This is a genomic window from Streptomyces sp. NPDC030296, from assembly GCF_055572815.1.
The window spans coordinates 56832-82597 of record NZ_JBVICQ010000007.1; the positions used below are offsets into that span (position 1 = coordinate 56832).

The following is a 25766-nucleotide window of genomic DNA, read 5'->3' on the forward strand; positions in this document are numbered from 1 at the left end:
GCACGACCTGAGGCCGTCGGCACACGGGCTGAGGCCCGACAACAGCACTTGGGGCACTGTTTCACGTGAAACAGTGCCCCAAGTCGTACAGCTCTTCTCAGCCGGCCAGACGCCGGACCCTCAGATCAGCGTCACGTCCGTCAGATCTGCGTCACGTCCAGCTGACCGTCCGCGTACTGCCTGCGCAGCACCTTCTTGTCGAACTTTCCGACGCTCGTCTTCGGGACGGACTCGATGATCGTCCAGCGCTCCGGGAGCTGCCACTTGGCGATGTGGCCCTCCTCCGCGAGGAAGGACCGCAGCGCCGCGAAGTCCGTGCTCGCGCCGTCCTTCAGCACGACGGTGGCCAGCGGGCGCTCGCCCCACTTCTCGTCCGGCACGGCGACGACGGCGGCCTCGGCGACGTCCGGGTGGGCCATGAGGGCGTTCTCCAGCTCGACCGAGGAGATCCACTCGCCGCCGGACTTGATGACGTCCTTGGCGCGGTCGGTGAGGGTGAGGAAGCCGTCCGGGCTGATCGTGCCGACGTCGCCCGTCTTCAGCCAGCCGTCCTCGCTGAACTTGTCCTCGGGCCGGAGGTGCTCGGCGCCCTGGCCGCCGTAGTAGGCGCCCGCGATCCAGGGGCCGCGGACCTCCAGCTCACCGGCGGACTCGCCGTCCCAGGGGAGCCGCTCGCCGCCGGGGCCGGTGAGGCGGGCCTCCACGGAGGCGGGGAAGCGGCCCTGGGTGAGGCGGTACGCGAGCTCCTCGTCCGAGCCGGCCTCGACATGGGCCGGCGGCCGGGCGATGGTGCCCAGCGGGGAGGTCTCCGTCATGCCCCAGGCGTGACAGACGCGCATGCCCAGCTTGTCGAAGGCCTGCATGAGGGAGGGCGGGCAGGCGGAGCCGCCGATGGTGACCTGGGTGAGGGAGGAGACCTCACGCGGGCGGGCGCTCAGTTCGGCGAGCAGGCCCTGCCAGATGGTGGGGACGGCGGCGGCGTGGGTCGGCTTCTGCGTCTCGATCATCTCGGCGAGCGGGGCGGGCTGCAGGAACCTGTCCGGCATCAGCATGTTGACGCCGGTCATGAACGTCGCGTGGGGCAGGCCCCAGGCGTTCACATGGAACTGCGGGACGACGACGAGGGAGAGGTCCGCGTCCGTCAGGCCCATGGACTGGGCCATGTTGACCTGCATGGAGTGCAGGTAGATCGAGCGGTGGGAGTAGACGACGCCCTTGGGGTCGCCGGTGGTGCCGGAGGTGTAGCACATGGCCGCGGCGGAGCGCTCGTCCAGCTCGGGCCAGTCGTACGTGGTCGGCTTGCCGGCGATCAGGTCCTCGTACTCGTGCACCTGGACGCTCGCTCCGGCGAGCAGCGACCGGTCGCCGGGGCCGGAGACGACGACGTGCTCCACCGGCTTGAGGTGCGGGAGGAGCGGCGCGAGGAGGGGGAGCAGCGAGCCGTTGGCGATGATCACCCGGTCCGCGGCGTGGTTGACGATCCAGGCGAGCTGCTCGGGGGGCAGCCGCAGGTTCAGGGTGTGGAGGACGGCTCCCATGGAGGGGATCGCGAAGTACGCCTCGACGTGCTCCGCGTTGTTCCACATGAGGGTCGCGACCCGCTCGTCGCCCTCGACGCCGAGGTCCTCACGGAGGGCGTGGGCCAGCTGGGCGGTACGGGCGCCGATCTCGGCGTAGGAGCGGCGGTCGGGTTCCCCCTCGCCGGTCCATGTGATCACCTGCGACGTCCCGTGGATGACCTGTCCGTGGGTCAGGATCCTGGAGATCAACAGCGGTACGTCCTGCATGGTGCTCAGCACGGCGTCCTCCCGGGGCGGCTCTGCCTACGCGGTGGTAACGGTTGCGCTGATTCTGCTCACATACCGCGCGGTATGTCACTAGGTGCCGGGATGATCGATCAGAGAGCGTTACCTGAGGAGCTTGATCGCAGCCGCATGTCAGGCCAACGACCGGGCTAGCGGACGGGTTCCAGTTCCGGGTCCTCGCGGAGTTTGCTGAGCGCACGCGACACCGCGGACTTCACCGTGCCCACCGAGACCCCGAGGACCTCGGCCGTCTGCACCTCGCTGAGATCCTCGTAGTACCTGAGGACCACCATCGCCCGCTGGCGGGCCGGCAACTTCATGATCGCCCGCCACATCGCGTCGTGCAGCGCCTGCTGTTCCGCCGGGTCCGACGTGTGGACGCCGTCCGGCTCGGGCAGCTCGTCGCACGCGAACTCGTCCACCTTGCGCTTGCGCCACTGGGACGTCCGCGTGTTCAGCAGCGCCCGCCGCACATACCCGTCGAGCGCCCGGTGGTCCTCGATCCGCTCCCAGGCGACGTACGTCTTGGCCAGCGCGGTCTGCAGCAGATCCTCGGCGTCGCTCGGGTTCGCCGTCAGCGACCGGGCGGTCCGCAGCAGCAGCGGCTGACGGGCCTTCACGTACGCCGAGAACGACGGGTACGACAGGGTCACCAGCGGCGGGTTCGGCAGGGTCCGCGTCGCCGGTGCAGCGGCGTTCGAAGCGCTGGTGCAGACGAGTGTGGTCATGGCTCCACGCTAGGAGCGGGCCCGCCCCGGCGGATCGGCCGCAGGTCCCGAAGACGAATCCCCCTCAGGTTGTAGGAGTGGGGCAGACCCCACCTACTGGAGGTGGATGAACGGCCCCCATCCACTGAGGGTGCCTCCCTGAGGAACGCCTGTCCGGCCGTACGGGTACGGGGTCCTCGCCGCCCTCACCCGTCCGTGCCCAGCACCAGGCCCGAGGTCGGTACTCCGGTGCCCGCGGTGACCAGGACGTGTTCCGTGCCGGCCATCTGGTTGACCGCGGTGCCCCGCAGCTGCCGTACCGCCTCCGCGATGCCGTTCATGCCGTGCAGGTACGCCTCGCCGAGCTGGCCACCGTGCGTGTTCAGCGGGAGCCGTTCCTCCGCGACGAACCCGGCCGCCTCCCCGGCCGCGCAGAACCCGAACTCCTCCAGCTGCATCAGCACGAACGGCGTGAAGTGGTCGTAGAGGATGCCCACGTCGATGTCGCCCGGCCCGAGCCCGGAGGTCCGCCACAGCTGGCGCGCGACGACGCCCATCTCGGGCAGCCCCGTCAGATCGCTGCCGTAGAAGCTCGTCATCTGCTCCTGGGCCCGGCCGGCTCCCTGGGCGGCGGCGACGATCACCGCGGGCGGGTTCGGCAGGTCCCGCGCCCGTTCCACCGACGTCACGACGAGGGCCTGGCCGCCGTCCGTCTCCTGGCAGCAGTCCAGCAGCCGCAGCGGCTCGACGATCCACCGGGAGGCCGCGTGCTCGGCGAGCGTGATGGGGCGCCCGTGGAAGTACGCCGCCGGATTCGTGGCCGCGTACTTGCGGTCCACCACCGCCACGTGCCCGAACGCCTCCGGGGTCAGCGCGTACGTGTGGAGGTACCGCTGCGCCGCCATCGCCACCCAGGACGCGGGGGTGAGCAGCCCGAACGGCAGGGTCCAGCCGAGTGCCGTCCCCTCCGCCGACGGCTCGCGGTGCCGCACGCCGGCCCCGAACCGCCGCCCCGACCGCTCGTTGAACGCCCGGTAGCAGACCACGACCTCCGCGACGCCCATCGCGACGGCGAGCGCCGCCTGCTGCACCGTCGCGCACGCCGCCCCGCCGCCGTAGTGGACGCGGGAGAAGAAGGACAGCTCCCCGATGCCGGCGGCCTGCGCGACCGTGATCTCCGGGCTCGTGTCCATCGTGAACGTCACCATCCCGTCCACGTCCGCGGGCGTCAGTCCCGCGTCGTCCAGCGCGGCCCGCACCGCCTCCACGGCCAGCCGCAGCTCACTGCGCCCCGAGTCCTTGGAGAAGTCGGTCGCCCCGATCCCGACGACGGCGGCCCGCCCGCCGAGCCGGTCCTTCGCCCGCACACTCATACGACGCCCTCCGCCGGGACGGTGACGGTGACCGTCCCCGTGACATGTCGGCCGATGCCGTTGTCCCCCACGACCTTCACGGTGGCCGTGTCCCCGTCGACCTCCTCGACCGTGCCCGCCAACACCATCGTGTCGCCGGGATAGTTGGGCGCGCCGAGCCGGATGGCGACCCTGCGGAGGACGGCACGCGGGCCGAAGCAGTCGGTGACGTACCGTCCGACCAGCCCGTTCGTCGTCAGGATGTTCATGAAGACGTCGGGCGATCCGCGCCGCCGCGCCAGCTCCGGATCGTGGTGCACGTCCTGGTAGTCGCGCGAGGCGATGGCTCCGGCGACCACGAGGGTCCGCGTGATCGGGATCCGCAGCGGAGGAAGCCCGTCCCCGGCCCTCATGGCCGCGCCCCTTCCTCCGCACGGAACACGGGCAACTCCAACTCCTCGTCGTACCGCACGAACGCGAGCCGTACGGGCATGCCGATGCGCACCTTGTCGTACGGCACCCCGATGACGTTGCTGACCATCCGTACGCCCTCGGCGAGCTCGATCAGCCCGACGGCGTAGGGGGGATCGAAGGCCGGGAAGGGCGGGTGGTGCATGACGACGTACGAGTGGACGGTGCCCTCGCCGCTCGCCTCGACGGTGTCCCACGCGGGCGAGCCGCACGCGTTGCACCCCGGCAGCCAGGGGAAACGCAGCGCGCCGCATCCGGTGCAGCGCTGGATGAGGAGGCGGTGCCGTGCGACGCCCTCCCAGAAGCCGGCGTTGTCGCGGTTGACGACGGGGCGGGGGCGGCGCGGGGCCGGGTCCTGTGGCGGGACCGCGGCGCGCGGCGCGTACTTGAGGATCCGGAAGCGATGGGTGCCGGCGAGTTCGTCGCCGACGCGGACGTCCATGCGGGTGGTGACGAAGTACCCGGTGCCGAGTTTGGTGGTCTTCCGGTCGGACACCGACTCGATGACCGAGTCGAAGGTGATCTCGTCCCCGGGGCGCAGCACCCGCAGGTACTCCTGCTCGCAGTCGGTGGCGACGACGGAGGTGTACCCGGCGCCGTCGAGGAGGGCGAGGAGTTCCTCGTACGCCGGTGAACGCGTCTCGTGTCCGCTCAGCCCGCCCATCGTCCACACCTGGAGCATGGTGGGCGGCGCGATCGCGTCGGGTCCGGTGTACGCGGGGTTGGTGTCACCCATGGCCTCGCACCAGTGCCGGATCATGGGCGAGTTGACGGGGTCCTTGCCGAGACCACCGCGTACGGCGGGGCGCCCCTCGTAGACCTTGAGTCGCACGGACAGATCCTCGACCACCACGCCACGGCCCCCTCCGGAGGTTTCTGACTATCCGTCAGATTGAAGGAAGGGGTGGGGGAACTGTCAATACGCCGACGCTGCTGCGAGGTGGCTCCGCACCGATCCAGCTGCGTGGCGACATGGAAGCACCCCGCAGATCCGGCCGCATCGGTCCATCACGTCAAACGCCTGTGCGGCGGCACCGAAGTACCGCCGCACAGGCGCACACACCCCACGAACATGTCCCACACCCGGGGGCGGCGACCCCTGAGCCACGCGGCCGGATCCGCCACCCCCGCCGGCTCACCAGATGGCGGTGAAGCCGACGACGGCGTTGTCCTGCTCGATGGCCGTGAAGCCGGAGCCGTTGCGGGGATGACCGGACACCCGAAACCCCGCCCGGACCCCCTTCCCTTTATCGAACGTACGTACGAATATAGAGGCATGGCCACCATGGACCGGCAGGCCACCACCCTGGCCCTGGCACACGCCCTCTCCGCCGCCGAACGCGGACTGGCGGTGATCCCCCTGTCCCGCTCGAAACTCCCGGCCCTGCGCTCACCTCACCGTGACGACCCGACCCCCACCCCCTGCCACGGCGAATGCGGCCGCTTCGGCCACGGCGTGTACGACGCCTCCACCGATCCCCGCCGCGTCCGCGCGCTCTTCGCCGCCGCGCCCTGGGCCACCGGCTACGGCATCGCGTGCGGTCTCCACCCCCACCATCTGATCGGCGTCGACCTCGACACCAAATCCGGTACGGATTCCTCCGCGGCCCTCCGTGAACTGGCTCTGCGCCACCTCTTCACGATCCCGGACACGGTCGTGATCCTGACCCCCAGCGGAGGCCGCCACCTGTGGCTCACCGGCCCGCCCGACGTGGTGGTGCCGAACTCGGCGAGCCGTCTCGCCCCCGGTATCGACATCAGGGGCGCCGGCGGCTACCTGGTCGGCCCCGGGTCCCGCACGGACCGCGGCGTGTACGGCACGGTCCCGGGAACGGGCCACCTCCCGCCGGCCCCCTGCCCTTCAGCGCTGCTGCGGCTGCTGCTGCCGCCGGTCAGGAGCCCCCGAGCGCGGGGAGGCGCGGCCGGCGGGCCGGGCGGCAGGGGTCTGGGGCCGGGCCGTGGCCCTGGCTTCGACGAGGGCGGCGGGATCCCCGCGGCTGACGACCGTGGCCACGGAGAAGGCCGTGGCCGTGGTGGTGCCCGGGGCCACGACCACGGCCACGGATTGATCCACTTCGTCCTCACCGCCCACGAAGGGCAACGCAACACCCGCCTCTTCTGGGCCGCCTGCCGCGCCTACGAGAACGGCCTCGGCCCCGACCTCGCGAACGCCCTCATAGACGCCGCGATCCACACGGGCCTCACGGAACGCGAGGCCCGCTCGACGGTGGCGTCGGCGGCTCGGATGTCGGGGCGGAGGGGGTAAGGAGGGATGGGGGGGCCAGAGCACTCGTAGCAACCGGGTAGATGCCATGTGGCCTGCCCGAGGCGCCCCCACTGACCCTCGGCCGCGTGGCCTATGCCACCTACCGAAGAGGGGGCTCTTCCCGGCCGCCCGGGTCCGTCCGGCCTGTCTGGTCCGTGCCCATCTGCCGCTTGAGCCGGTCCTGAGCGGTGTCGACGTGACGCCTGTGCTTGCCCTGGGTCTTCTCGTCGACGAAGTCACCGGCACGGTCGACGCCCTTGCCGGCCTGTCCCTCGTGGCCCTTCAGCATGTGCTTGAGCTTGTCGATCACAGACATCGCGGCTCCTTCCGCTGTTCGCCGTCCCCTCCAGAATCAGCGCCCGTCCTCCGCCCCGCATCCGGAGACGAAGGGGCGCCCCACACACCGGGACACCCCTTCCAGCCGCGCGTTCACCGGAACGCGCGGGTGCTCATCGCCTACCGCTCATCCCGTACCGCTCACCCCGTACCGCTGACGCCCGGCGCGACGAACCGTCGGTGCAGCGGGCTGAAAACGATCTCGGGCGACCCCGTGAGGCCGGCCTTCTGGATCGCGGGCGCGAGCCGCTCGCCGAAGAACGCCTCGAACGCCTCCTGGGAGTCCCACACATCCGTCACATGGAACCCCTGGTCGTCGAACCAGGCCACATGCATCTGCCCGCCGACCGCCGGCACCTCCTCCCACCCGACCGCGTCCCGCACCGTGTCGTACTGCTCCGGCGTGACCCCCGCCCAGTGCATCGACAACACCACAGCCATGCCAGGCCCCCTTCAGCTGATTTCTCGCCGGTACCGGCACGGGGATCGTTCCAGCACCGGGTTGCGCCCGGCAGAGCGTGCGGACGCACACCGGCGAGCGGCCAAGCCCCCGTACGCTCGCCCGGCGCGGCTCTGTGTGAGCCCACGGGCTTGTGCGATACGACGGCGTCGGCTGATCTCCCGTGGTGCCCGGAATAACACGGTTTTCCCGAGAGATATGTGCCGACGGCCACAGCGGGCCGGAGACGCGTAGGCTCATACTGAGCCATGACAAAGCCCGCGGCACCGAAGCGTCATTTGCCCACCAGCCCGTTCAAGGCCCCGGTCGCACCGGCTCCCAAGCACTTCGCCCTGGGCGACCAGGTCACGCACGACGTGTACGGACTCGGCCGGGTGGTCGGCATCGAGGACGGAATCGCGGCGCTCGTCGATTTCGGCTCGGCGCAGGTGCGGATCTCGAGCCCGTACGCCAAGATGACCAAGCTGTAGAACCGCTGTGCCCGGTCACGGCACACCAGGTCCCCTCAGGGGCCTGTAACGAAAGGCAGACCTCTCATCGACCCGACGTCGCTGTTCTCCGCCCTGGAAGGGCAGCCCAGCCGTCCGACCGCGGTATCGCCGCCTCCGACGACCGACCCGTTCCGGGCCCCGGACTTCGGAGAGGACGAGCCCTACTGGCCCGAGGACGCACAGGACCCGGCCACGGCCCCGAGCCCCGTTGCCCGGCCGACCCGGTCGGCTCGGCCCCCCAAGGCGGCCTAGCGCCCACCGCGCAGAAGAAGGGCCCCTGGCCATCCGACGTGGTCAGGGGGCCGTTCACGGCGTGCCTGGTGTGCCCGGTGTGCGGCAGGGCGCCGGTGATCCGGACCCGGAACCCGGCTCCCGGCGCGCCGCCCCGGCTCCCGGCCACGCCGCCGTAATCACCGCGCCTCGTCCCCCGTCGCGCCGGGCCGTTCATCACGGTCGGCCGGGCGGGAGGGGTCCGGCGGCGAGAGCACATAGGCGGCGATCATGCCTGCCACGCTCATCAGGCAGTTCAGGTAGACGTCCAGGGTGCGCGCGGTGTCGTTGACCGCCAGGATCAGAACGATCCCGGTCACGAGCACGGCGAGAAACGTCGTGTAGTGGCGGCGCAGTGACATCCTGAGGTCGATCGGCATGTGCGGTCACCTTCCTCTTCCGATCCTCGGCTTGAGATGTCGGCCAGTTGACCAGGCGCCGCTCCACGCGGTCCAGGGATTCCGGCAGAGCCCGAAAGTCCTGGAAGCGTCGGCGGAGTTCGGGCTTCTTCGGCGGGATTCGGCGAAGTTCGGCGGCCGCACGGGAGAGAGTGGGACGATCACAGTCGTAGACCGATCACAGTCGTAGACCGATCACAGGCGTCGGAGCCGATCGCCGTCACCGGACCGGATGACGGTCACCGGACCGGATGACGGTCACCGGACCGGATGACGGTCACCGGACCGGGCGACGCCCTCAGGGGGAACGATGAACGTCCACGCGGGCGGTGTGCCGCCGGCCGTGCGCCGCTTCGCGGCGGAGCTGAGCCGGCTGCGGATCACTGCGGGCACCCCGCAGGTCACGACGATCGCCGCGCGGGCCCAGTGCAGTCCGTCGACGGTCTCCGAGGCCCTCAACGGACGCCGTCTGCCCGGCGAGACGGTCACCCGCCGCCTGGTCGCCGCGCTGGACGGGGAGTGGAGCCAGTGGCAGTCCCTGTGGCGCGAGGCCAGGACGGAGCTGGACAGGCTCAAGCGGGAGGGCCCCGAGGAACCGGTGGAGGCGCTGAGGGCGGAGATGGTGCGCTACCCGGACCCGTCGTCCTTCTACCGCGCCTCCGCCGCGCGCATCCGGGCGGCCCGCCGCGAGATCCGGCTCACCTACGTCCGACGGCACCCGCCCAGCCACTGGGGAGCACCGGAAGTGGCCGAGTACTACAGCACGGTGCTGGACTGGGCCCGGGACCACTCCGGTGAGGGCGCCAGCGCCCGGCGCATCATCGGCGTCCCCGAGCGCGACAGCACACCGGAGCCGGCGTACTTGCAGTGGCTGCTCGACCACCAGAAGGAGACGGCGGACATCTACGCCTACGAGGCGCGCGTCATGCCCTGGACCGCCTCCTGCGCCTGGCACAACACCGGCCTCGTGGACGACTCCGTCACGTTCCTGTCCTTCTCCGGCGCCGGCCGCCAACAACTGACGGGCTTCAGCGTCGAAGGCCCCGCCTTCCTGCGGTACTTCGCGGACAGCTTCGACCAGGCGTGGGGCGCGCTGGAACCCCTGGACGTGTACGCGGCCCGGCACAGCCGCTGACTGCCCCACCGACCGACCCGCTCCCCGCCCCGCCCTCAGCCGGCCACCACATCGGACGCATCGTCCTCCCTGCCGGAAACATCAGCCAGGCACCGCCGTTGACCGCGCCGAGAGACGCCAACGCCAAGCCATGCCGCACCAACCGCATGCCCCCGTCCCGGTCATGGGAGCCCCGAAGACCAGCCAGGTCGCGAGCCCAATGCCGCCCACCACACCCGCGACCGGCAGTCATCACCCCCGCCGTTCGGGGGATAAGCGGATGACCTCGGAGGCGGGTCCCATCCCGCAGGGGCATCCCTAGTCGGGACGAAAGGGAGACATGATGCCGCTCTATCTATCGAGGTTCAGCTACACGCCGGAGACCTGGGCGAGACTCATCGGCCACCCCGAGGACCGCGCCAAGGCCGCTCAGTCGTACATCGAGTCCGTCGGCGGCAAGCTCCACGGCTTCTGGTACGCGTTCGGCACCCGCGACGGCTACAACCTGTGGGAGGCCCCGGACAACGTCTCCATGGCCGCGGTCGCCTTGGCGATCAGCGGAGGCGGCGCGCTCAACTCGTTCGAGACGACCGTTCTCCTGACCGTCGACGAAACCATGGAGGCCCTGCGCAAAGCCGGGCAAGTTCAGTACCGGGCTCCCGGCGCGTAGCGGTCCAGGCAGCCGTCAACTGACGGGGTCAGGAATCGAGACGGCAGCGAGGTACAGCGCCCACAGCAACCACCCGCGCCCAATAGTGGTCGTTGAAGGCCGCGCAGCATCATGGATGACCATCATGACCGACATCCGTAGAGCTACGGATCACAAGATGCTCGTGCCCCGACCGTGCCCGATCCAGCGGGTAGCCGCGGGGTACCACGGTGCTGAGCGGGAACCGGGCACGACGACGGCCCCTGACCGATTGCCTGGTCAGGGGCCGTTTCGCCATGCGGTGGGTGTGGGATTTGAACCCACGGTGACTCGCGCCACGACGGTTTTCAAGACCGCCGAGCACGCACTAGCTCTCACATCCTGACCTGGGCTTTCAGATCGAACGACAAGTATGGAGGCGGGAGCCTGGCCACAGGTTGGCCAGACTCCAGGAGCGCAAATCGACTCAGGCTAGTCACGTGGGTCCGAAGGGAGCTAGTCGGCCACCACGTCTCTACTGCGCCGCCCTTCGGGGAGTTGCCGACGACTGTATGGCACGCTGAGTGAAGTTCAGAACCTTTCCGTCAGGACGAGGCAACGACGCTTCAGCGGCAGGCCTCTTGCTGACCGGCTGCGGGGCAATGGAGCGCAAAACCGCGGGCTGGATCGCCAGCTCGTCCGAGGCAGGCAGGTACGGCCTGTCTCCATACATGCGCTGCAGCAGGCTGAACAGGAGCAAGGGGTCCTCTTGGCCGACTGATACAGGCTCCTCCTTACGCCAGCCTCGCTGAGTCAGCTGCACATACAGCGAACGTTTACGGCTCTCACCGATGTTGCCTACAGCAGCGCCACGAAGGATGAGGGCTTGGATAGACACGCCCCAGGCCTGTTTGCGGCGGGCGAAGCCCTCCAGTGTCAGGCGGTCTGTCATCTCCTCTCGCGCCCGCTCGTACGGCACGAGGAAGGCGCCCGCGAACCGGTTTGCCTCACCTTCTGGGTCGCCTGCATGAGGCCTGAAGGTATGAAGCACGAGGTGCCCGAGTTCATGGGCAAGGGTGAACCGGTCGCGGTCCCCCTGGGGGCCAGGGAAGTATGCAATCAGCGCCGTTTCCCCGATACCTGCCCAGTACGACACACCAAAGTGCTTGTTTGTTGGGCTGACTGAGTCACCCGTTGGGTCAGGTAGCACGATGGGAGCAACGGCAATGCCCGACCGCTCCAGGGCGCGGGTCAGGTGTGGGATCGGCTTGTCAGAAGCCAGGCGAAGGGCCACGCGAGTCTGCGCTGCAAGCTCCTCGATGTCATCATCACCCAGCTCCGACTCACTGGCGAACGGGAGAGGCGGAGCCGGGTAGTGAGCCCGGCCCGTGATCTCTTCGGTTACGCGGAAGCCCTCGCCATAGAACGCACTAATACGGCGAGTGACGGTCCTGCTAGCAGTTGCCATCTTGCGGAAGCGCAAGGAGTCCAGCGGCACGGAAGACGGCCTTGCGTAGAAGAAGCTCATCGGGGTGTCGGTGGCTTCGGCGATGACGCGGAGCCGGTCTTCTGCCGGCTCTCGGGCTCCAGTCTCCACTTGTGAGATCCAGCTCTGACTGATCTTGGTCAGGCGATAGAGGTCGGCGCCGGTGAGCCCAAGAAGGTCACGGAGAGTCCGCAGCCGCTCACCAGGAGAAGCCTCCAGTGCCGTCGGCATCGTTCGTCTCCTCGTTCGGAAGTTCAAGTTCCAGACCTTCATCTTGCGGCTCGAAGTGAAGGTCGCGCAGGTCGGACGCGCTGGTGAGAAGCGGGAAGTCAAGATCGACTAGCTGCTCCTTGCCGAACCGCCAGGTGCCAATCGTTCGCACCACCCGAAACAACGGCGCACCTTCAGCATCGATACGCCAGAGGATAAGCAGGTCGTTGTCCTCCGGGCCGAGCAGGGTCATCTGGCCAAACTTCGCCAGTGGCCGGTTCTGGTAGAAGGCCCGGCGCTGACGGTTGGGCCCCGGAGCTGGGACGTGGTCATCCCGGAACCCGTGCAGCAGTCGGGTGCGGTACTCGTCGTTTGTAAGCCACAGCTCTCCGTTACGACGATGGTTGCCGCTGAGCTTCCAGTCGCCGAGGCTGTCAGCGTCCGATGTGAGCCGCGAGTGAACAAGAGCGCGGGTCATGTGAGTGCGGATCCAGCCGTAGGCGGGGCCGTTCATCTCCGGGAGTTGGCTGCGCTGCCGCTGGACAGCCCAAGCGAAGGCGTCGTGCAGGGGTTCACAGAGTTGCGCCGCGGCATCACGGATGCGGGCGACCTCATCCTTAATCACAGGCGTGAAAATATCACGAGGAAAGTTAAGGTTGCATGAGCGCGGCACCAGAACGGCGGTGCGACGCAACAAAGGTGACCCTGCGTCGGTCCAGCAGCAGGCCCCTGTCGGCGAACCTGGGTTCGCCGACAGGGGCCTGCTGAAGGTGAGCGCCGACGCTCGCGCCCGACCCAGGCAGGGCTGGTGTTCCAGCCGGGAGGGGGGGAGCCGGCGATCTTCCGTCTCGTGCGCGGGCGCCCCCAACACGCTGTCCAGCTCTGCTGGTTGCCGTTCCTGGTAGTTCAGGGCCGTTCAGATCCTGCGTGTCACCCTCGGTTGACACGGCCTTGAACGGGCGCGAACTTCCACGGATGGGAATGCCGTTGAGACTGAGCGGCAGGGCCGCCACCATACTTGCGCTACCTTGACCCCTTGCCAGTTGCGCTCCTCGATGCGAACTACGGGCGTGAGGATCGCTTAGGCCTGGTGGACTGGTTACGAGGCCGGTAGCGATTGGGCCCGGTCACGCGCGGTCACCTTGGTTGCTGAACTTCGCTGCATCGCGCCATGCAGACGATGAGGCGGCTTGTGGTCCGTCGAGCCTTGCCCGGATCCGACGATCGAGTTCGTGATCAGTTGCACTGCGGCAAATAGCGACTCATCACTCTGGCCAAGATCACCGCTCGCGGTCAGCCTTTTAGACAAACTGTGCATCACCCTCTGAAGGCCTCCTCACTCGACTAAGGCCGACTGAAGGTTCCCCGAGTGGCCGGACGTGTAGGAGTGATCTAAGATTGAGAGTTGACTCGTCCAGGCCAACAGCAGTGACTTCTTGACATTTGGAACGGGCTACCGCCGTCCATGTCCTACTGCTTCCTATGCAATCAACACGAGGTTGCCATGACGCGTCTACACAGCAAGTCGAAAATCTCTTCAGGGAGCACGGAGCAGCTCACGCTCCCTCCGGATATCGCAGATGAAGTAAGCACGTCCATGGCGGATTACCTGCGCGAGTACCCACCCACGATCGGCGTCATCGGAACCTCGGGAACGGGCAAGTCCTCGACGATCAATGCGATGTTCAAGACGCACTTGCCGATCAGTCACGCAGTGGCGTGCACCAAAGAGTTCCTCAATGTTGACCTGAATGTCACAGCGAATCCCACATCGCTCACTGGAGATCAACTGAAGCTTCGCATTGTTGACGCACCGGGGCTCGGGGAGGACGTAGCACGCGATCCCGACTACCTCCAGATGTATCAAAGCAACCTAGGCCGCTGCGACGTCGTCCTGTGGGTGTTGGCTGCACGCCAGCGTGCCATTGCAATCGATCAGGGTTACTTGCAACTCCTGGCCGATCATCACGAGAAGATCGTATTCGGGGTAAATCAAATCGACCTAGCCGATCCAATGGACTGGAATTACCGCCTCAACCTGCCAAGCGAGGATCAAGAGGAAATCATCGCGGAAATTATTCGAGACCGCTCCGTGAAAATTTCAGCGATCCTGGGACGAACCGTCGAAATGTATCCGTACTCCGCAAGCAACCTATACGGACTTCAGGAGCTTTTTTCCGGGATGATCACATCCTGCTCCGACACCAAAAGAGCTTGGATCTTTGATCCCATTAAGGCCTTCGGGCCGTTCGACTTCATCCCTGAGAGGGTCCGAGATCAAGTCATGAAAGCCAGCGACGAGCGAACCGATGAGCGACGGGAAAGAAGACTGTGGCGAACATCGAGAACCTAACTGACGCCGAGCTTGGCCGGCTCCTCCGGGCTGCTGCCAGCGCCAAGGGATCCGTAGTTCGAGAAACAAAGAGCGCAGTCACCGGTCTCTGTGAATGGCTGGATGCTGCCGGCTTCGGATGGCTATCGCAAACAATCAAGAGTGCCAACGTGGCATGGGACGGCATCAAGTGGCTCTATCACAGGATTTTCGGATAAATATGGGGACCACTGGCGACTCAGTCGACCTCGATGCGCAGGCCGACACGTCGAGTTCGCTCACGGCCACCCCCTTGGGATGCGTCGTATCGAGTGGCCGGCATAGCGCCTTTGGCCTGGAGCTGCTTTGGCGCGAGTGATCATGGCCCCGTAAGTGCGCCACGGCGGAGGCCGGCTGGCCTCCGCGGGGATGCGGAAGTGAAGGACCCCTCCTCCCCGCCCGGAAGGGCGGGGCTTGATGGTGTAGGGAAAGTCTGACGGACCAGGCGGTGAGGGCTTTCAAGATCGGCCGGTCCTGCACAGCCCGATGCGCCTTGACCCGCGGAAGAACCCCCTCAGGTCGGGCGCGGCTTGCAGCCCGCTGGCCAGAGGTTGGCCGCACGGGCACCGGGTGGACATGAGCCCCCGGCAGCCGCCTTGGCTAGGGCACACCCGGCGATGAAGGTAGGGATGGGTCATCGTCAGCCGTGGGCTGCTTGGCGAGCACTCGTTCTTCCCTGCTGGCCCGACCATGCCAGGCGTAGGTTTGGGCTCGCTGCTGGCTCTTCAGTCAGCGGCACGCAGCGGTCGCCTTAAAGTTGAAGCGGCTCACTGCCGTACATGCCTTCTGGGCATCAGCGGCACTGCCCTGGTGCTAGGTTTCGAGGATGCGCATTGGGGTGTACGTAGACGCGTACAACGTCTACTACGGCGGTCGTGGCCTGTGCGGCCGAGGAACAACCGGTTGGCGTTGGCTAGACGTTCGGGGGCTGGCAGGCTCACTGCTCAGCGCGACTCCAATCTGGCCTAGCGCCACCCTTGAGAGGATCGTGTACTGCACAGCTCGTATCAATGCAGCTACGAACCCCTCTGCGCAGCGTGACCAGGACATCTACCTGAAGGCGCTGGTGGCCCATAACAGCGTCGATCACATCGAGTACGGCAAGTACGTCTATCGGGTCAAGAGTGCGCCTCTAGCGAGAAAGGACCGCAGAGGCCGGCCCCAGATTGTCGCTCCAGACTGGCCGATCATGGTTCAGGATGGTGGCACGCCCCTTCAATCAGGGATCTTCATGGCATCGGTCGCAAACAGCGAAGAGAAGGGCAGCGACGTGAACGTCGCGTCCCACCTTCTGCTCGACGTGCTTGGCGGAGCGATAGACGCTGCGATTGTGATCTCCAACGACAGCGACCTACGCTTCCCCCTGGCTGAGGCGCGCCAGCGCGTACCGGTGGGACTGGTCAACCCAGGCTCGGGGTTCTTGGCTGGCGACCTGAGGGGCAACCCGCAGGATGGTGTGGGCTCTCACTGGTGGAAGCAGCTAACGCCTGCAGACTTTAAGCAGCACCAGATGCCCGATCCTGTCGGGCCCTACAGTCGCCCAGCTGGTTGGTAGATCTGCCAAGCCAGCTTCCGCCAGAACTTGACGGACTAGTCTTCTAGCGATACGGTCTCTTCATAACTCACCTGACCCCTTGTGGGTCAGGTTTTTTCTTGCCCTGAACCTACGGCTGGTGACAACACCCACGACCTGCACTGATCACACAGGGCATCCACGATTCAAGCATGGGCTGTCAGTGTCGGGTTCCAGTACTACGCTCCGTCGCTACGCTGCACCTTCAGTGACGGAGCGTAGTACTGGAACCCGACACTGACTAGAACACAACGAATGCTTTAGGCATTCTTTAGATGTTCTTTACCTTCGCAACCTCTTAAATCATCCCAAACCCATCTTCGAAGTCGCTGTGCCCACCGCTGAGACAGGGAAACCGACGCACATCACCGTCTGCCATTAGGCCCCACCCCCGGAGCGCGGGTCTGGCTCCACCCAAATCGAGCGTGCCACCGTACGAACGGCCGGACGCCCGAGGCCGCTTCTACGGGAGGAAGGCTCGCTGCGCGCGCCACCAGCGGCTGGCGCGCGCGAGCCTTAAACAGAGCGGAGCGTGACCGACCAGCGCTAGCGGTTCTGAAGCGGCACTGCGACGCGCGCGGGCATGTCCCCATGCGGCTTCTCCGGGACGCCAACGGACAAGAGGTCATCAGGCATGGTGAGCGCACCCGCCGGGCGCTGCGCGAGCCATCCAGAGCGCCTATGTGACGGCGTTTCAGTGCGAACGTGCATGAAGCCAAGCCGTTCGTAGTAGGCGTGCAGCCCTGTGTTGGTGCGCCAGGTGTCGATGCGCACCCAGCTTCGCCCTTCCAGCGCTGCGAGCCGGGACATCCAGTCAATGACACGTGCGCCAAGGTGCCGCCCTGACGCTTCACGCGCGACCATCAGCTTGTACAGGTACAGCCCTGTCTCTGGACGGTCATCGTCCGTCCAGAAATCTCGGTCAACCGGCCCCCGACTGACTGTTGCGAGCACTTCGTCAGACTCGCCGACGACGACCCATGCGCGTCCCTCGTCTATGCTGGCGCGCCACTTCGCTATGGCCCGTTCGCCGGTTTCAGGGTCACTCCACTGGTCCGTGCCCTTGCTGCGTAGCCACCCCTCAGCCTCAACGCGCAGAGCTAGGAGGGCGGGTACGTCCTCCGCCGCCGCAGGGCGGAGGTACTCAGTCCGTGTCGACTTCATAAAGGATCTTGTGCCTGTCTCCGGGAAGAATGGTGACCATGCAGCGGAGGGGACGGCCGTCCGCGTCGTAGCCGGTTCGAGTGTGCTCTGCGACTGGTGTTGCCGCGGGAAGGGCAAGTAGCTCAGCCTCCTGACGAGTTGGCATTCGAACTGAGATCTCGTCTCTGTACTTGGTTTGCACGAGGCCCAATGAAGCCAGTACCCCACCTGGCGCCGATACGTCACGTGGCTCCATCAGGGGTGTACCGCTGACAAGTGCCTGGGGAAAGTACGAATCAGCCAGCGCGTACGGCTGGTTGTCTATGAACCGGACCCGTTTGCGAGCAACTGCAAGCCCGTCCGCAGGGAGTTCGAGGCATTCACGCACGTGGGCTGGGGGCTCCACGATCGAGACCGTGATGTCTTGGCGTGGGGCGTTGCCGTTTTCGGCGATCGCGCTTGCCCACTGGTCACCAGCGGTCCGCCCTTCAACCGCCGTGGCATGGCGGCTCCGGCTCTCCAAAGTCGTCCAGTTCCACACGACCGGCGGATAGTCCTGTCGGACGTACTTCCCCTGCCCCTGTCCCGTCACGACCAAGCCCTCTTCGATCAAGAGGCGAACGCCGGCGCGCACCGTCTCACGGCTGTAGCCGTACTGGCTCATCATCTTCGACTCGCTGGGGAGCGCCTCACCCCCCGACAGTTGGCCGGACTGGATCTGTTCGCGCAGGTCATAGGCGATTTCCTGCGCCTTCGTCATACCGCGTCGCACCGGCAATGTGACTCCTCTGCTCCAACTCCTCCGTACAAGTTAGACCAGGGGGCTTGACTCTCCAAGCGCGACTCGTGCAGTCTCTTGCCCAGCGGCACTCCTCCAGACAAGTCGGATGGGGTGTCATGTACGGTTCTGCCGTACAAGAGCGCCCGGAGGAAAGCCCCGCAGGGGTGAGTACGAAGGCAGCGTCCGTTGCTTGAGAACTTCACACAGGGAACTGCCGGTAACCCGTGGTCCGCCTGCCCGAAGGGGTCGGAAACAAGGCGGAGAAGACCGGCGCGCCCCGTACGGCATCCCGACCGGTTCGAGTCCGGTGCGGGGCACTTCGGCCGCTCCTCAGTGGCCGCGACCGCGCATGACGCGCGGCTTTTCCTTCAACGGCGAGCACCCCCGGAGGGCCAACTCCGGGGGTGCGGTTCGGGCCGTTCCACCCTTCGAGAGGAAGCACGACCCATGAAGCACATCGGTGCTGTTCAGGCGGTTGTTACCGCCGCCGACGAGTTCGACTGCGAGCCGACGATCGCGGAGCTGGACGCCATCGCGGTCGAAACGCCGCTGATCGAGGCGGAGGTCGAGTTGCTGGACGTGCGGATCAGCCTGCTGGACCGCATGCCGACCGAGGTGGACCACCAGCGCATCCGCCGGGCCCGGCGCAAGGTGCTGGCCGCGCATCGCCAGCTGGCGAACCGGGCCGTCACGGTCCTGCCGGGGGTGGGGGCGTGAGCGAGACGCTGACCCTGGACGACCTGGCCACCGCGCTGCGGGTGCTGCGTGTGCTGGCGGTGGACTTCGGGCACCTGCCGGCGCCGGACGTACAAGTGTCTCCGATCTACCCGGACCGGCTGGAGCTGCGGTTCCACCGCGACCTGCCGGACTTCGAGACGTGGCGGGAGGCGTTGGGCATCGCCCCGGACGCCGTCGTCTACCGCGAGCAGAACAACGGCCGAACGCGGGTACTGAAGGCGTCCGCCGACTACGCGGGCGCCACGCTGGAGCTGACCGGCTACGGCGACGTACGGGCCCCCGAACTGGTCGGGGGCGCGGCATGAACCGGACCGGCAAGACGCTGCTGGTGCTGGCCCTGGTCGCCGTGGTCGTCATGGCGTTCCGGGTGTCATGGAACGCGCTGCGGGACGTGGCCCGCGTGGTCGGCGCGGACGCCACCGCCGCGACCCTGTACCCGTTCGTGGTCGACGGTCTGATGGCGCTCGCCCTGGTCGCCACGCTCGTGCTGACCGATCAGCGTGACAAGCGGTTCGCGCTGCGGGTGCTGGCCGTCTACACCCTGGCCTCACTCGTCCTGAACTACGTCCACGGCCTTGTGCCCGAGCTGCACGGCCGGGCCGTGGACTGGGGACGGCTGGCCGACTGGGACCCCGCGAACTGGGCCCTGGTGCTGCTGGCCACCTCCCTCCCGGTGGGGTCGATCTACTTCGGTTCCGACCTGGTGGCCAAGGTGCTGCACCACCAGCCCACCGCCGCCGTGCGGGCCCCGGACGGGGAGTGTGCGGATGAATCCGCACGGCGTCCGCATACCCCCGCCGACACCACGCGCGACCTCCCCGACACCGCCCCCGCCGACACGCGTCCGGCCCCTGCTCCGGTGGTGTCGGCGCAGGTGGAGGAGCGTGCGGATGCCGTGCGGGCCGACGATCCGCACGCCCCGCACACTGCCCGCACGGCGGAGCTGAGTGCGGAGGAGGAAGCCGCTCGCCAGGCTCAGTTCGAGGATGCGGAGCTGGAGCGGATGCGGCAGGACGCACGCCGTACGTACGCCGAATCCGTACAGGCCGCACGCCCGCTGTCCGCGCGTGCGCTGGGTGAGGCGTACGGCATGAGCGAGTCGTGGGCGCGTAAGCAGATCCTCGCGGTCCGCAGCGCCGACGAGAACGACCGGCCGCATCTGGTCGCCGTGGGCGGTGAGTGATGCCGACCGCCTACAGCAAGTGCTTCGACCCGTCCGGGGCCCGCTACGGCATCCCCACCTACCCCTGGCGGATGGCCCCGGATGGCTACGCCACCCGCCGCCAGCTCCGCACCAAGGGCTTACGGCCCGGTGGTCAGCCGGTAGCGGCGCAGGTGATGCGCTACAACCGGCGCGCCGGCGGCCCTCGCGTCTCCTACCTGTACCGCATCGACCTGGCCAAGCCGGTGCGCCCGATGACCTCCCGGAAGTGGGGTGCGCTGGCCCTGGCCATGCTGGCCCGCCGCACATGCCCGCAGTGCCGGGTGGTCTACAGCTACTGCCTGCCGACCTCGCTGGGGATGTGCGTGCTCTGCGCCCACCCCGAGCAGGCCGCCGCCTGAACCTCGCACAGCACCCTCAACCAACCCTCCATCCTGGGAGTTTCGCTGTGTCCAGCCGTACCCGTTCCCGCACCGTGAAGTCGGCCGCCGGTGTCCACACCGTCCGTATCCCGCGTCAGCGCGGACGCCGCTCCGACCCGTTCGTCATCGTCGTCCCCGAACAGCCCTCCCTGACCCGCGAAGCCCTCGGCTTCCTCGGTCGCACACTGTGGCGCTTCCGCCGTGTGCTCGCCCCGACCGGTCTCGCCGTGCTCGCGTTCGTCGTGGCCGGGCTGCTGCACCTGATCGGCTGGTGGTCCTCTCTCGTCGTCGCCCCGCTGGCCGCCGCGCCGCTGGTGTGGCTGCTGGTCATGCAGCGCCGCCGCCCCGCGTCCGGCTCGGTGCTGTTCTGGCGCATCGGGCTGGGCGGGCTCGCCACGCTCGCCGCCGTGTGGCTGGCGCTGGCCGCCGGGTTCGGCCCGCTCGCCGGATCGCTGCCGCTGCTGTGGTGGCTCATCCTGATCGCCGCGCAGACCACTTGGTTCTTCGTCCGCCCGTCCCGCTGACCCGAGGGAGATCGTCTCCATGGCGCAGAACAACAACGGCCAGCGTGCGCGCGGGCCGGTGAACGACCCGAAGACCGGCAAGTTCGCCAACGCCGGGGCCGCCGCCGGCGGGTTCGTCGGCGCGCTCGGCGGGTCGATCGTCCCGCCGATCAACGTCACCGTGAACAACAACAAGCGCGCCGCCGGCTCGCGTGCGGGCGGCGGCCGTCCGCACGCCGAAGCGCTGCTCCCGGCCCCGGATTTCAGTTCCCCGGCGCTGGTGCGGCACTACTGCAACACCCTGCGTGCGGCGGCCGTGACTCTGTCGATTGAGGTCGCCATGGGCACCGAGATCCTCAAGGGCGTGCTGGCGGCCGTGCCGGACCCGGAGGGGCGTGCGTTCGGCTCTCGCATCCGGGCGGCGAAGGTGGCCCGGAAGATGAACCGGGCCGCCGATGACCTGCGCAGCGCCGCGAAGAACGCCGCCGCCTGCTACGCGACGTTCCAGCAGGAGTTCGAGGAAGAGATCAACCGCGTCCGTCACCGTGCCCGGCGCCCCGCGCAGCCGGTCATGAACTGGGACCAGCAGTAGGGAGGTCGACCGATGGCAAGGAACAGCAACGGCCGCCGCGTGCGGCACACCGACTTCCTCGACAACGGCCTGGTCGCCGACTACACCGGTACCGGTCTCCTGCCGGGCGAGTCCCACGGTGGAGGCAGCAGCATCGGCGCGTACCTGCTGAGTCGGGCGATGCCGCACCTGCCCCCGTGGGTGGCCGCCGCCGGGGTCGGCATCGCGGGCGGGCTGGGCAGTCTGAAGTGGGAGCAGAGCGCGGGCGCCGGGGTCGGCCTCACCCTCGCTTCCGTGGCCCTGACCGGTGTCACGTGGTGGGCCGGACGGTCGACCACCCAGCAGCGGCGCCTGCACTCCGCGATCACGGTGGCCGCGGCGTCCGCGTGGACGACGGCCGCGTGCCTGGCCGGGCCGACCGCCGGGCCACTGGCCGACATGTATCTGATCGGCGGGCCGGTGTTCGCGCTGTCGTGGAACATCCGGATGATCCTGCGCCGCAACGACGACCCCGCCGGCCAGAGCAGCGACAAGGGCCTGTTGGAGAAGGTGGGGCTGGCGCGGGCGCAGATCGGCGACGCGAAGGTGGAGCCGAACCGGGTCACCGCCCCGCTCGCGGTGGAGGCAGGTGAGCAGACCAACGAGGACGTGTCCAAGGCTCTGGGCCGGATCGCGTCCGCGCTGGATCTGCCCACGTCCGCCGTGCGCTACCAGCCCGACCCCGGCTCCTCCCGGCGCGGTGAACTCGTCATCGTCCCCGAGGACATGCTGGCGCAGCCCGCGTACTGGCAAGGCCCGTCGAACCTGGGCGGCTCGATCGCCGAACCGCTGGTGATCGGCCGCTACGACGACGGCTCCCCCATGTACCTGTGGCTGCCCGGCGACCCGGAAGCGGGCCGCAACGGCACCCACGTGCTGGTCGCGGGCGGCACCGGGTCGGGCAAGGGCGAGACCGCCCTGAACCTTCAGACGGAGATCCTGTCCCGGCGGGATGTGCTGCTGTGGCTGTCCGACCCGAAGATGTTCCAGGACTTCCGCCCCCTGCTCCCTGGTATCGACTGGGCCGCCGAGGGCGGCACCCCCACCGAGGTCATGGTGGAAGCGATCCAGGCCGTCATCCCCGCTCGGACCCGGTGGCTGGGCCAGCACAACTACCGCCAGTGGGTCCCCGCGGCCGCCGAAGCCCAGAACGACCCCAAGCACACCTGCCGCACAGACGGCCGCGCGTGCGGGTGCGTGGGGATGCCGTACCTGGTCGCGTGGATGGAAGAGGCCGCCAGCACGCTGCGGAACCTCGGAGATGACGCGTTCACCGGCATCGCCCAGGAAGCCCGCTCCGCCGGCGTCTCTCTGGTCGTGTCGCTCCAGCGGCCGTCGTACGACCAGATGTCCACCAGCACCCGCGCGTCCCTGCCGTCCGTGATCGCACTCGGCTGCGACCCCCGCGACGAGTCGTTCTCCCTGCCTGACACGGTGCTCGACGCGGGCGCCCACCCCGGCGCGTGGGGAAACCGCCGCCCCGGCTACTGCTATCTCGTCACCCCCGGCGTCGACGAGTCCCGCTACGCCTCCCCCGGCCGCACCTGGGGGTTCGGGCCCGGCGCGGTCTCGCTCATGGAGGTCCTCGCCGACTGGGCACAGCGCAACGGCGCGACCGCCGACCCCATCACCGCCGGCGCCGCGTCCAGCGTCGCCGGAAACGCCTACACCGGCCGCACCGCCAACGCCGGGCCCGCCGCCGTGGAGGAGGACGACGTGGACGACATCGGGTATGGGCCCCTGGTCGATGCCGAAGACGACCACATCGACCCCGAAGCCGAACTCCCCGCCTCGGAGGAGGGCGACGACGCCCCGATCTTCGGACAGGAGACCGGGCGCAAGCCCAAGGGCGAGGAAGCACGCCGCCTGCTCGACCAGGCGCTGGTGGAGTTCGAGAACGAGGGCCGCATGGTCGTCGGCCCCAAGGACTTCACCGACTGGTGCGACAAGCACCACCTCGGCCGCTCATGGGTGTCCAAGCGCCTGAAGGAAGCCGCCGAAGAGGGCCGGTTGGAGGCGACGAACACCACCGGCCGGTGGCGGATCATCCCCACCCTCACGGCCGCCTGACACCCGTCACATGTGACGGCACCGTCACACCCAAACCCCTAGGCAAACCCGCGTGTGACGCGCCATCACAGCGACCCGTCACACCACATCACACCTACCCGTCACACCCACCCACGGGCCCGCGTCACACCCGACGACGCGGGCCCGCCGCCATCCCCAGGGAGGCCCCGTGGTCCACCCCGAACACTCCACGGCCATCGAAGTCCACCACCCCCAACCCATCACCGTGCACCCGCCCGCCGCGCCCCTCGTACCCGCCCCGCCGGGCACCGCTGCGGCGGTGCAGAGTGTCGTGCTCCCCGACGGGCGGGTCGTCACCGGCTACACCCTCACCCCCGCACCCGCCCCGGCCCCGGCGCCCGCCGAGACACGGCCGGCCGTCTCGCGTACGGCGGTGAACGTCGCGCTCGGGGGAGTGGGCTTCCTCGCCGTGTGCGGCGGGCTCGTGCTCCTCACGTCGTTCATCGCCGCACTCGCCGCGTTCGTCCAGCAGCTCATCATCCTCGCCGCCGTCATCTTCGGCGGCTGGATCGCCGTGCAGGTCCTCGGCCCCCGACACAGCGGGGGCGGGACCACGGTCAACATCCGCAAGGCCGTGATCAAACGGAACCGCTTCTACCAGTAGCTACGCCAAGGGCGGCCCCCACCTCTCGCCAAAGAACGCGGGGCCGCCCTTGTCTCCCTAGTCCTCAACAGACCTGTGGAGGTCTCCCAGCATGACCCAACCCACCGACATCCGGCGAGACGACCAGCGGCCGTTACTGCTGGATCTGTTCTCCTGCGCCGGCGGCGCCGCCATCGGCTACGCCCGCGCCGGATTCACCGTGCGCGGCTGCGACATCGCCCACCGGCCCAACTACCCGTTCCCGTACCACCGGGGCGACGCGTTGGCCTACCTCGCCCATCTGATCGCCACCGGCGAGATCCGCCGGTACGCGTTCGTGCACGCCTCCCCGCCGTGCCAGCACGGGTGTGCGCTGACCGTGGGCACGAACGCCTCGCAGGGCTGGGGCCGCTCGCATATCGACCTCGTGGCGCCCACCCGTGAACTGCTCGACAAGGCGGGCCTGCCGTACGTCATCGAGCAGCCCAACGGCCGCGCGAAGATCCGCAAAGACCTGACCCTGTGTGGGGAGATGTTCGGTCTCGGAGTGATCCGACACCGCAACTTCGAGTTGGGCGGCTGGAGCATCGAGCAGCCGGCACACGTGCCGCACCGGGGCCGGGTGCGCGGCTACCGGCACGGCCGCTTCTACGACGGCCCGTACGTGGCCGCCTACGGCAACGGCGGCGGCAAACCGTCCGTCCCGGAGCTGCAAGCCGCACTCGGCATCGACTGGACCGACGTGCGCGAGGAACTGACCGAGGCCATCCCGCCCGCCTACAGCGAGCACATCGGCCGCGCCTACCTCGCCACCCGCACCCGCGTGGGGGTGGCTGCATGACCGGCATCCTCACCGCTGCCCCGGAGCGTCTGCCGCTGCTCGTGTCCGCCCTCACGGTGGCCGAGCGCGGATGGCCGGTCATCCCGCTCCACCCCCACAGCAAGCGCCCCGCCGGACACGCCGAACGCGCATGCCCCGGCACCGGGCGGTGTGCCGGCGGGCACCGAACCCCCGAGGAGCGCGCCACCACCGACCCCGCCCTGATCCGCGCCGCGTGGACCGCCCGCCCGTACAACGTCGGCATCGCGACCGGTCCGGCCGGGCTGCTAGTCATCGACCTCGACCCGGTCAAGGCGGAAGAGCCAGAAGGAGCGCCTGACGGCGCCACTTCGTTGCAGGCGCTCTGCGAGCGCGCCGGACAGGTGCTCCCTGACACCTACCGGGTGCGGACCGCGCGCGGTGAACACCTCTACTTCACCGCCCCCGCCGGGATGCGGTTGAAGTGCAGCGTGGACCGTCTCGGACCGCACATCGACACCCGCGCATGGGGCGGCTACGTCGTCGCCCCCGGCAGCACCACCCCCGACGGGACATACGAGGTCACCCACGACGCGCCCGTCGCCGAACTGCCCTCATGGATCGCCGCGTTGCTGCGCGAGTCTGAGCGGCCCGCTCCGGTGCCGGTTCGGGTCCACGACGGCACCCGCGCCGCACGTGTGGCGCTGGAGCGCGAGTGCGCCGTCATCGCCTCCGCGACCGAGGGCGGGCCGAACGGCCGCAACAACACCCTGCACCGCAGCGCCTGCAAGGTCGCCCGGTTCGTGGCGTGGGGCGACATCCCCCGGCACGTGGTGGAGCAGGCAATCCAGGGGGCGGGGGAGGCTACGGGACTGCCGCCGGCCGAGTGCCGCACCACCATCCGCAGCGCCCTGGACTGGGTCATCGCCCACGCCACCCCACGGGAGGCGGCATGACGGCGCCAACTCCCCCCGCCCTGGACTGCCCTACCAACAC

The 25766-nt window shown here is 68.4% G+C and carries 28 protein-coding genes; 16 read left to right on the forward strand and 12 right to left on the reverse strand.

The features are described from left to right. Window positions 1–140: 140 nt before the first annotated feature. The 5 genes from ACZ4Z3_RS20920 to ACZ4Z3_RS20940 all read right to left on the reverse strand — a co-directional run bounded on the left by ACZ4Z3_RS20920 (window position 141) and on the right by ACZ4Z3_RS20940 (window position 5173). Window positions 141–1799, reverse strand: coding sequence for a long-chain fatty acid--CoA ligase (locus tag ACZ4Z3_RS20920; RefSeq protein WP_468502408.1), 1659 nt, complete (start codon window positions 1797–1799; stop codon window positions 141–143). Window positions 1800–1954: 155 nt separating this feature from the next. Continuing rightward, on the reverse strand, window positions 1955–2533 hold the full coding sequence (locus ACZ4Z3_RS20925; protein ID WP_468502409.1) for a SigE family RNA polymerase sigma factor: 579 nt from the start codon (window positions 2531–2533) through the stop codon (window positions 1955–1957). A 185-nt stretch (window positions 2534–2718) separates the two neighbouring features. Beyond that, window positions 2719–3885 carry a lipid-transfer protein gene (locus ACZ4Z3_RS20930; protein WP_468502410.1) on the reverse strand — a complete coding sequence of 389 codons (1167 nt, stop codon included), beginning with the start codon at window positions 3883–3885 and terminating at the stop codon, window positions 2719–2721. Then, on the reverse strand, window positions 3882–4277 hold the full coding sequence (locus ACZ4Z3_RS20935; RefSeq protein ID WP_468502411.1) for a MaoC family dehydratase: 396 nt from the start codon (window positions 4275–4277) through the stop codon (window positions 3882–3884). Before ACZ4Z3_RS20935 ends, ACZ4Z3_RS20930 begins: the two co-directional genes overlap by 4 nt. Beyond that, window positions 4274–5173, reverse strand: a complete 900-nt coding sequence (locus tag ACZ4Z3_RS20940; protein WP_468502736.1) for a bifunctional MaoC family dehydratase N-terminal/OB-fold nucleic acid binding domain-containing protein — start codon at window positions 5171–5173, stop codon at window positions 4274–4276. Before ACZ4Z3_RS20940 ends, ACZ4Z3_RS20935 begins: the two co-directional genes overlap by 4 nt. 438 nt (window positions 5174–5611) lie before the next feature. On the opposite strand from ACZ4Z3_RS20940, the gene ACZ4Z3_RS20945 reads away from it, so the two are divergent. Next, window positions 5612–6601: a bifunctional DNA primase/polymerase gene (locus ACZ4Z3_RS20945; RefSeq protein ID WP_468502412.1), complete on the forward strand. Its 990-nt coding sequence runs from the start codon at window positions 5612–5614 to the stop codon at window positions 6599–6601. Between the two features lie 100 nt (window positions 6602–6701). Here the strand turns inward: ACZ4Z3_RS20945 and ACZ4Z3_RS20950 are convergent, their stop codons facing one another. After that, window positions 6702–6917, reverse strand: a complete 216-nt coding sequence (locus tag ACZ4Z3_RS20950; RefSeq protein WP_468502413.1) for an antitoxin — start codon at window positions 6915–6917, stop codon at window positions 6702–6704. A 161-nt stretch (window positions 6918–7078) separates the two neighbouring features. Beyond that, complete coding sequence (locus tag ACZ4Z3_RS20955) at window positions 7079–7378, reverse strand: hypothetical protein (protein WP_468502414.1); 300 nt, start codon at window positions 7376–7378, stop codon at window positions 7079–7081. 267 nt (window positions 7379–7645) lie between these two features. Between ACZ4Z3_RS20955 and ACZ4Z3_RS20960 the strand changes: the two genes are divergently transcribed. Then, a complete protein-coding gene (locus ACZ4Z3_RS20960; protein WP_055521757.1) occupies window positions 7646–7867 on the forward strand; it encodes a hypothetical protein in 222 nt (73 codons plus the stop codon). 431 nt (window positions 7868–8298) lie between these two features. Here ACZ4Z3_RS20960 and ACZ4Z3_RS20965 read toward each other — a convergent pair whose 3' ends face one another. Next, window positions 8299–8538: a hypothetical protein gene (locus ACZ4Z3_RS20965; RefSeq protein ID WP_468502415.1), complete on the reverse strand. Its 240-nt coding sequence runs from the start codon at window positions 8536–8538 to the stop codon at window positions 8299–8301. Window positions 8539–8866: 328 nt separating this feature from the next. Here ACZ4Z3_RS20965 and ACZ4Z3_RS20970 point away from each other — a divergent pair, with 328 nt between their 5' ends. Next, a complete protein-coding gene (locus ACZ4Z3_RS20970; protein ID WP_468502416.1) occupies window positions 8867–9691 on the forward strand; it encodes a helix-turn-helix domain-containing protein in 825 nt (274 codons plus the stop codon). 322 nt (window positions 9692–10013) lie between these two features. Next, window positions 10014–10340 (forward strand): GYD domain-containing protein, encoded by a 327-nt coding sequence (locus ACZ4Z3_RS20975; RefSeq protein ID WP_468502737.1) that lies wholly within the window; start codon window positions 10014–10016, stop codon window positions 10338–10340. 493 nt (window positions 10341–10833) lie between these two features. Here ACZ4Z3_RS20975 and ACZ4Z3_RS20980 read toward each other — a convergent pair whose 3' ends face one another. Further along, on the reverse strand, window positions 10834–12015 hold the full coding sequence (locus ACZ4Z3_RS20980; protein ID WP_468502417.1) for a helix-turn-helix domain-containing protein: 1182 nt from the start codon (window positions 12013–12015) through the stop codon (window positions 10834–10836). Continuing rightward, window positions 11984–12688: a hypothetical protein gene (locus ACZ4Z3_RS20985; protein WP_468502418.1), complete on the reverse strand. Its 705-nt coding sequence runs from the start codon at window positions 12686–12688 to the stop codon at window positions 11984–11986. Before ACZ4Z3_RS20985 ends, ACZ4Z3_RS20980 begins: the two co-directional genes overlap by 32 nt. Window positions 12689–13591: 903 nt before the next feature. On the opposite strand from ACZ4Z3_RS20985, the gene ACZ4Z3_RS20990 reads away from it, so the two are divergent. Further along, the gene (locus ACZ4Z3_RS20990; protein ID WP_468502419.1) at window positions 13592–14347 is read left to right on the forward strand and encodes a GTPase family protein; all 756 of its coding nucleotides are present in this window, start codon (window positions 13592–13594) and stop codon (window positions 14345–14347) included. 1006 nt (window positions 14348–15353) lie between these two features. Continuing rightward, entirely contained in the window at window positions 15354–15920 is a 567-nt protein-coding gene (locus tag ACZ4Z3_RS20995; RefSeq protein WP_468502420.1) for a PIN domain-containing protein, read from the forward strand. Window positions 15921–16484: 564 nt separating this feature from the next. On the opposite strand, the gene ACZ4Z3_RS21000 is transcribed toward ACZ4Z3_RS20995, so the two are convergent. Next, complete coding sequence (locus tag ACZ4Z3_RS21000) at window positions 16485–17102, reverse strand: GNAT family N-acetyltransferase (protein ID WP_468502421.1); 618 nt, start codon at window positions 17100–17102, stop codon at window positions 16485–16487. Next, a complete protein-coding gene (locus ACZ4Z3_RS21005) occupies window positions 17083–17841 on the reverse strand; it encodes a GntR family transcriptional regulator (protein ID WP_468502422.1) in 759 nt (252 codons plus the stop codon). The genes ACZ4Z3_RS21000 and ACZ4Z3_RS21005 overlap by 20 nt, the downstream gene beginning before the upstream one ends. 468 nt (window positions 17842–18309) lie before the next feature. On the opposite strand from ACZ4Z3_RS21005, the gene ACZ4Z3_RS21010 reads away from it, so the two are divergent. The 10 genes from ACZ4Z3_RS21010 to ACZ4Z3_RS21055 all read left to right on the forward strand — a co-directional run bounded on the left by ACZ4Z3_RS21010 (window position 18310) and on the right by ACZ4Z3_RS21055 (window position 25726). Continuing rightward, window positions 18310–18579 (forward strand): DUF6284 family protein, encoded by a 270-nt coding sequence (locus tag ACZ4Z3_RS21010; protein ID WP_468502423.1) that lies wholly within the window; start codon window positions 18310–18312, stop codon window positions 18577–18579. Continuing rightward, window positions 18576–18905 (forward strand): hypothetical protein, encoded by a 330-nt coding sequence (locus ACZ4Z3_RS21015; protein ID WP_468502424.1) that lies wholly within the window; start codon window positions 18576–18578, stop codon window positions 18903–18905. The genes ACZ4Z3_RS21010 and ACZ4Z3_RS21015 overlap by 4 nt, the downstream gene beginning before the upstream one ends. Beyond that, window positions 18902–19783: a DUF2637 domain-containing protein gene (locus ACZ4Z3_RS21020; protein ID WP_468502425.1), complete on the forward strand. Its 882-nt coding sequence runs from the start codon at window positions 18902–18904 to the stop codon at window positions 19781–19783. Before ACZ4Z3_RS21015 ends, ACZ4Z3_RS21020 begins: the two co-directional genes overlap by 4 nt. Beyond that, window positions 19783–20163 carry an RRQRL motif-containing zinc-binding protein gene (locus tag ACZ4Z3_RS21025; protein WP_468502426.1) on the forward strand — a complete coding sequence of 127 codons (381 nt, stop codon included), beginning with the start codon at window positions 19783–19785 and terminating at the stop codon, window positions 20161–20163. The genes ACZ4Z3_RS21020 and ACZ4Z3_RS21025 overlap by 1 nt, the downstream gene beginning before the upstream one ends. Before the next feature lie 47 nt (window positions 20164–20210). Then, window positions 20211–20708 carry a hypothetical protein gene (locus ACZ4Z3_RS21030; protein ID WP_468502427.1) on the forward strand — a complete coding sequence of 166 codons (498 nt, stop codon included), beginning with the start codon at window positions 20211–20213 and terminating at the stop codon, window positions 20706–20708. Between the two features lie 19 nt (window positions 20709–20727). Beyond that, the gene (traA, locus tag ACZ4Z3_RS21035) at window positions 20728–21279 is read left to right on the forward strand and encodes a plasmid transfer protein TraA (RefSeq protein ID WP_468502428.1); all 552 of its coding nucleotides are present in this window, start codon (window positions 20728–20730) and stop codon (window positions 21277–21279) included. 12 nt (window positions 21280–21291) lie between these two features. Further along, window positions 21292–23367, forward strand: coding sequence for a plasmid transfer protein TraB (traB, locus tag ACZ4Z3_RS21040; RefSeq protein ID WP_468502429.1), 2076 nt, complete (start codon window positions 21292–21294; stop codon window positions 23365–23367). 169 nt (window positions 23368–23536) lie between these two features. Next, window positions 23537–23992, forward strand: a complete 456-nt coding sequence (locus tag ACZ4Z3_RS21045) for a hypothetical protein (RefSeq protein WP_468502430.1) — start codon at window positions 23537–23539, stop codon at window positions 23990–23992. A gap of 91 nt (window positions 23993–24083) precedes the next feature. Continuing rightward, entirely contained in the window at window positions 24084–24812 is a 729-nt protein-coding gene (locus ACZ4Z3_RS21050; RefSeq protein ID WP_468502431.1) for a DNA methylase, read from the forward strand. Next, window positions 24809–25726, forward strand: a complete 918-nt coding sequence (locus ACZ4Z3_RS21055) for a bifunctional DNA primase/polymerase (RefSeq protein ID WP_468502432.1) — start codon at window positions 24809–24811, stop codon at window positions 25724–25726. Before ACZ4Z3_RS21050 ends, ACZ4Z3_RS21055 begins: the two co-directional genes overlap by 4 nt. The last annotated feature ends 40 nt before the right edge of the window (window positions 25727–25766 follow it).

Excerpts from the sequence above, each read along its gene's own strand:
- ACZ4Z3_RS20925 (WP_468502409.1), bottom strand. The coding sequence starts at position 2,533 with ATGACCACACTCGTCTGCACCAGCGCTTCGAACGCCGCTGCACCGGCG.
- ACZ4Z3_RS20930 (WP_468502410.1), bottom strand. The coding sequence starts at position 3,885 with ATGAGTGTGCGGGCGAAGGACCGGCTCGGCGGGCGGGCCGCCGTCGTC.
- ACZ4Z3_RS20935 (WP_468502411.1), bottom strand. The coding sequence starts at position 4,277 with ATGAGGGCCGGGGACGGGCTTCCTCCGCTGCGGATCCCGATCACGCGG.
- ACZ4Z3_RS20945 (WP_468502412.1), top strand. The coding sequence starts at position 5,612 with ATGGCCACCATGGACCGGCAGGCCACCACCCTGGCCCTGGCACACGCC.
- ACZ4Z3_RS20950 (WP_468502413.1), bottom strand. The coding sequence starts at position 6,917 with ATGTCTGTGATCGACAAGCTCAAGCACATGCTGAAGGGCCACGAGGGA.
- ACZ4Z3_RS20955 (WP_468502414.1), bottom strand. The coding sequence starts at position 7,378 with ATGGCTGTGGTGTTGTCGATGCACTGGGCGGGGGTCACGCCGGAGCAG.
- ACZ4Z3_RS20960 (WP_055521757.1), top strand. The coding sequence starts at position 7,646 with ATGACAAAGCCCGCGGCACCGAAGCGTCATTTGCCCACCAGCCCGTTC.
- ACZ4Z3_RS20965 (WP_468502415.1), bottom strand. The coding sequence starts at position 8,538 with ATGCCGATCGACCTCAGGATGTCACTGCGCCGCCACTACACGACGTTT.
- ACZ4Z3_RS20970 (WP_468502416.1), top strand. The coding sequence starts at position 8,867 with ATGAACGTCCACGCGGGCGGTGTGCCGCCGGCCGTGCGCCGCTTCGCG.
- ACZ4Z3_RS20975 (WP_468502737.1), top strand. The coding sequence starts at position 10,014 with ATGCCGCTCTATCTATCGAGGTTCAGCTACACGCCGGAGACCTGGGCG.
- ACZ4Z3_RS20980 (WP_468502417.1), bottom strand. The coding sequence starts at position 12,015 with ATGCCGACGGCACTGGAGGCTTCTCCTGGTGAGCGGCTGCGGACTCTC.
- ACZ4Z3_RS20990 (WP_468502419.1), top strand. The coding sequence starts at position 13,592 with ATGGCGGATTACCTGCGCGAGTACCCACCCACGATCGGCGTCATCGGA.
- ACZ4Z3_RS21000 (WP_468502421.1), bottom strand. The coding sequence starts at position 17,102 with ATGAAGTCGACACGGACTGAGTACCTCCGCCCTGCGGCGGCGGAGGAC.
- ACZ4Z3_RS21005 (WP_468502422.1), bottom strand. The coding sequence starts at position 17,841 with ATGACGAAGGCGCAGGAAATCGCCTATGACCTGCGCGAACAGATCCAG.
- ACZ4Z3_RS21010 (WP_468502423.1), top strand. The coding sequence starts at position 18,310 with ATGAAGCACATCGGTGCTGTTCAGGCGGTTGTTACCGCCGCCGACGAG.
- ACZ4Z3_RS21020 (WP_468502425.1), top strand. The coding sequence starts at position 18,902 with ATGAACCGGACCGGCAAGACGCTGCTGGTGCTGGCCCTGGTCGCCGTG.
- ACZ4Z3_RS21025 (WP_468502426.1), top strand. The coding sequence starts at position 19,783 with ATGCCGACCGCCTACAGCAAGTGCTTCGACCCGTCCGGGGCCCGCTAC.
- traA (WP_468502428.1), top strand. The coding sequence starts at position 20,728 with ATGGCGCAGAACAACAACGGCCAGCGTGCGCGCGGGCCGGTGAACGAC.
- traB (WP_468502429.1), top strand. The coding sequence starts at position 21,292 with ATGGCAAGGAACAGCAACGGCCGCCGCGTGCGGCACACCGACTTCCTC.
- ACZ4Z3_RS21050 (WP_468502431.1), top strand. The coding sequence starts at position 24,084 with ATGACCCAACCCACCGACATCCGGCGAGACGACCAGCGGCCGTTACTG.
- ACZ4Z3_RS21055 (WP_468502432.1), top strand. The coding sequence starts at position 24,809 with ATGACCGGCATCCTCACCGCTGCCCCGGAGCGTCTGCCGCTGCTCGTG.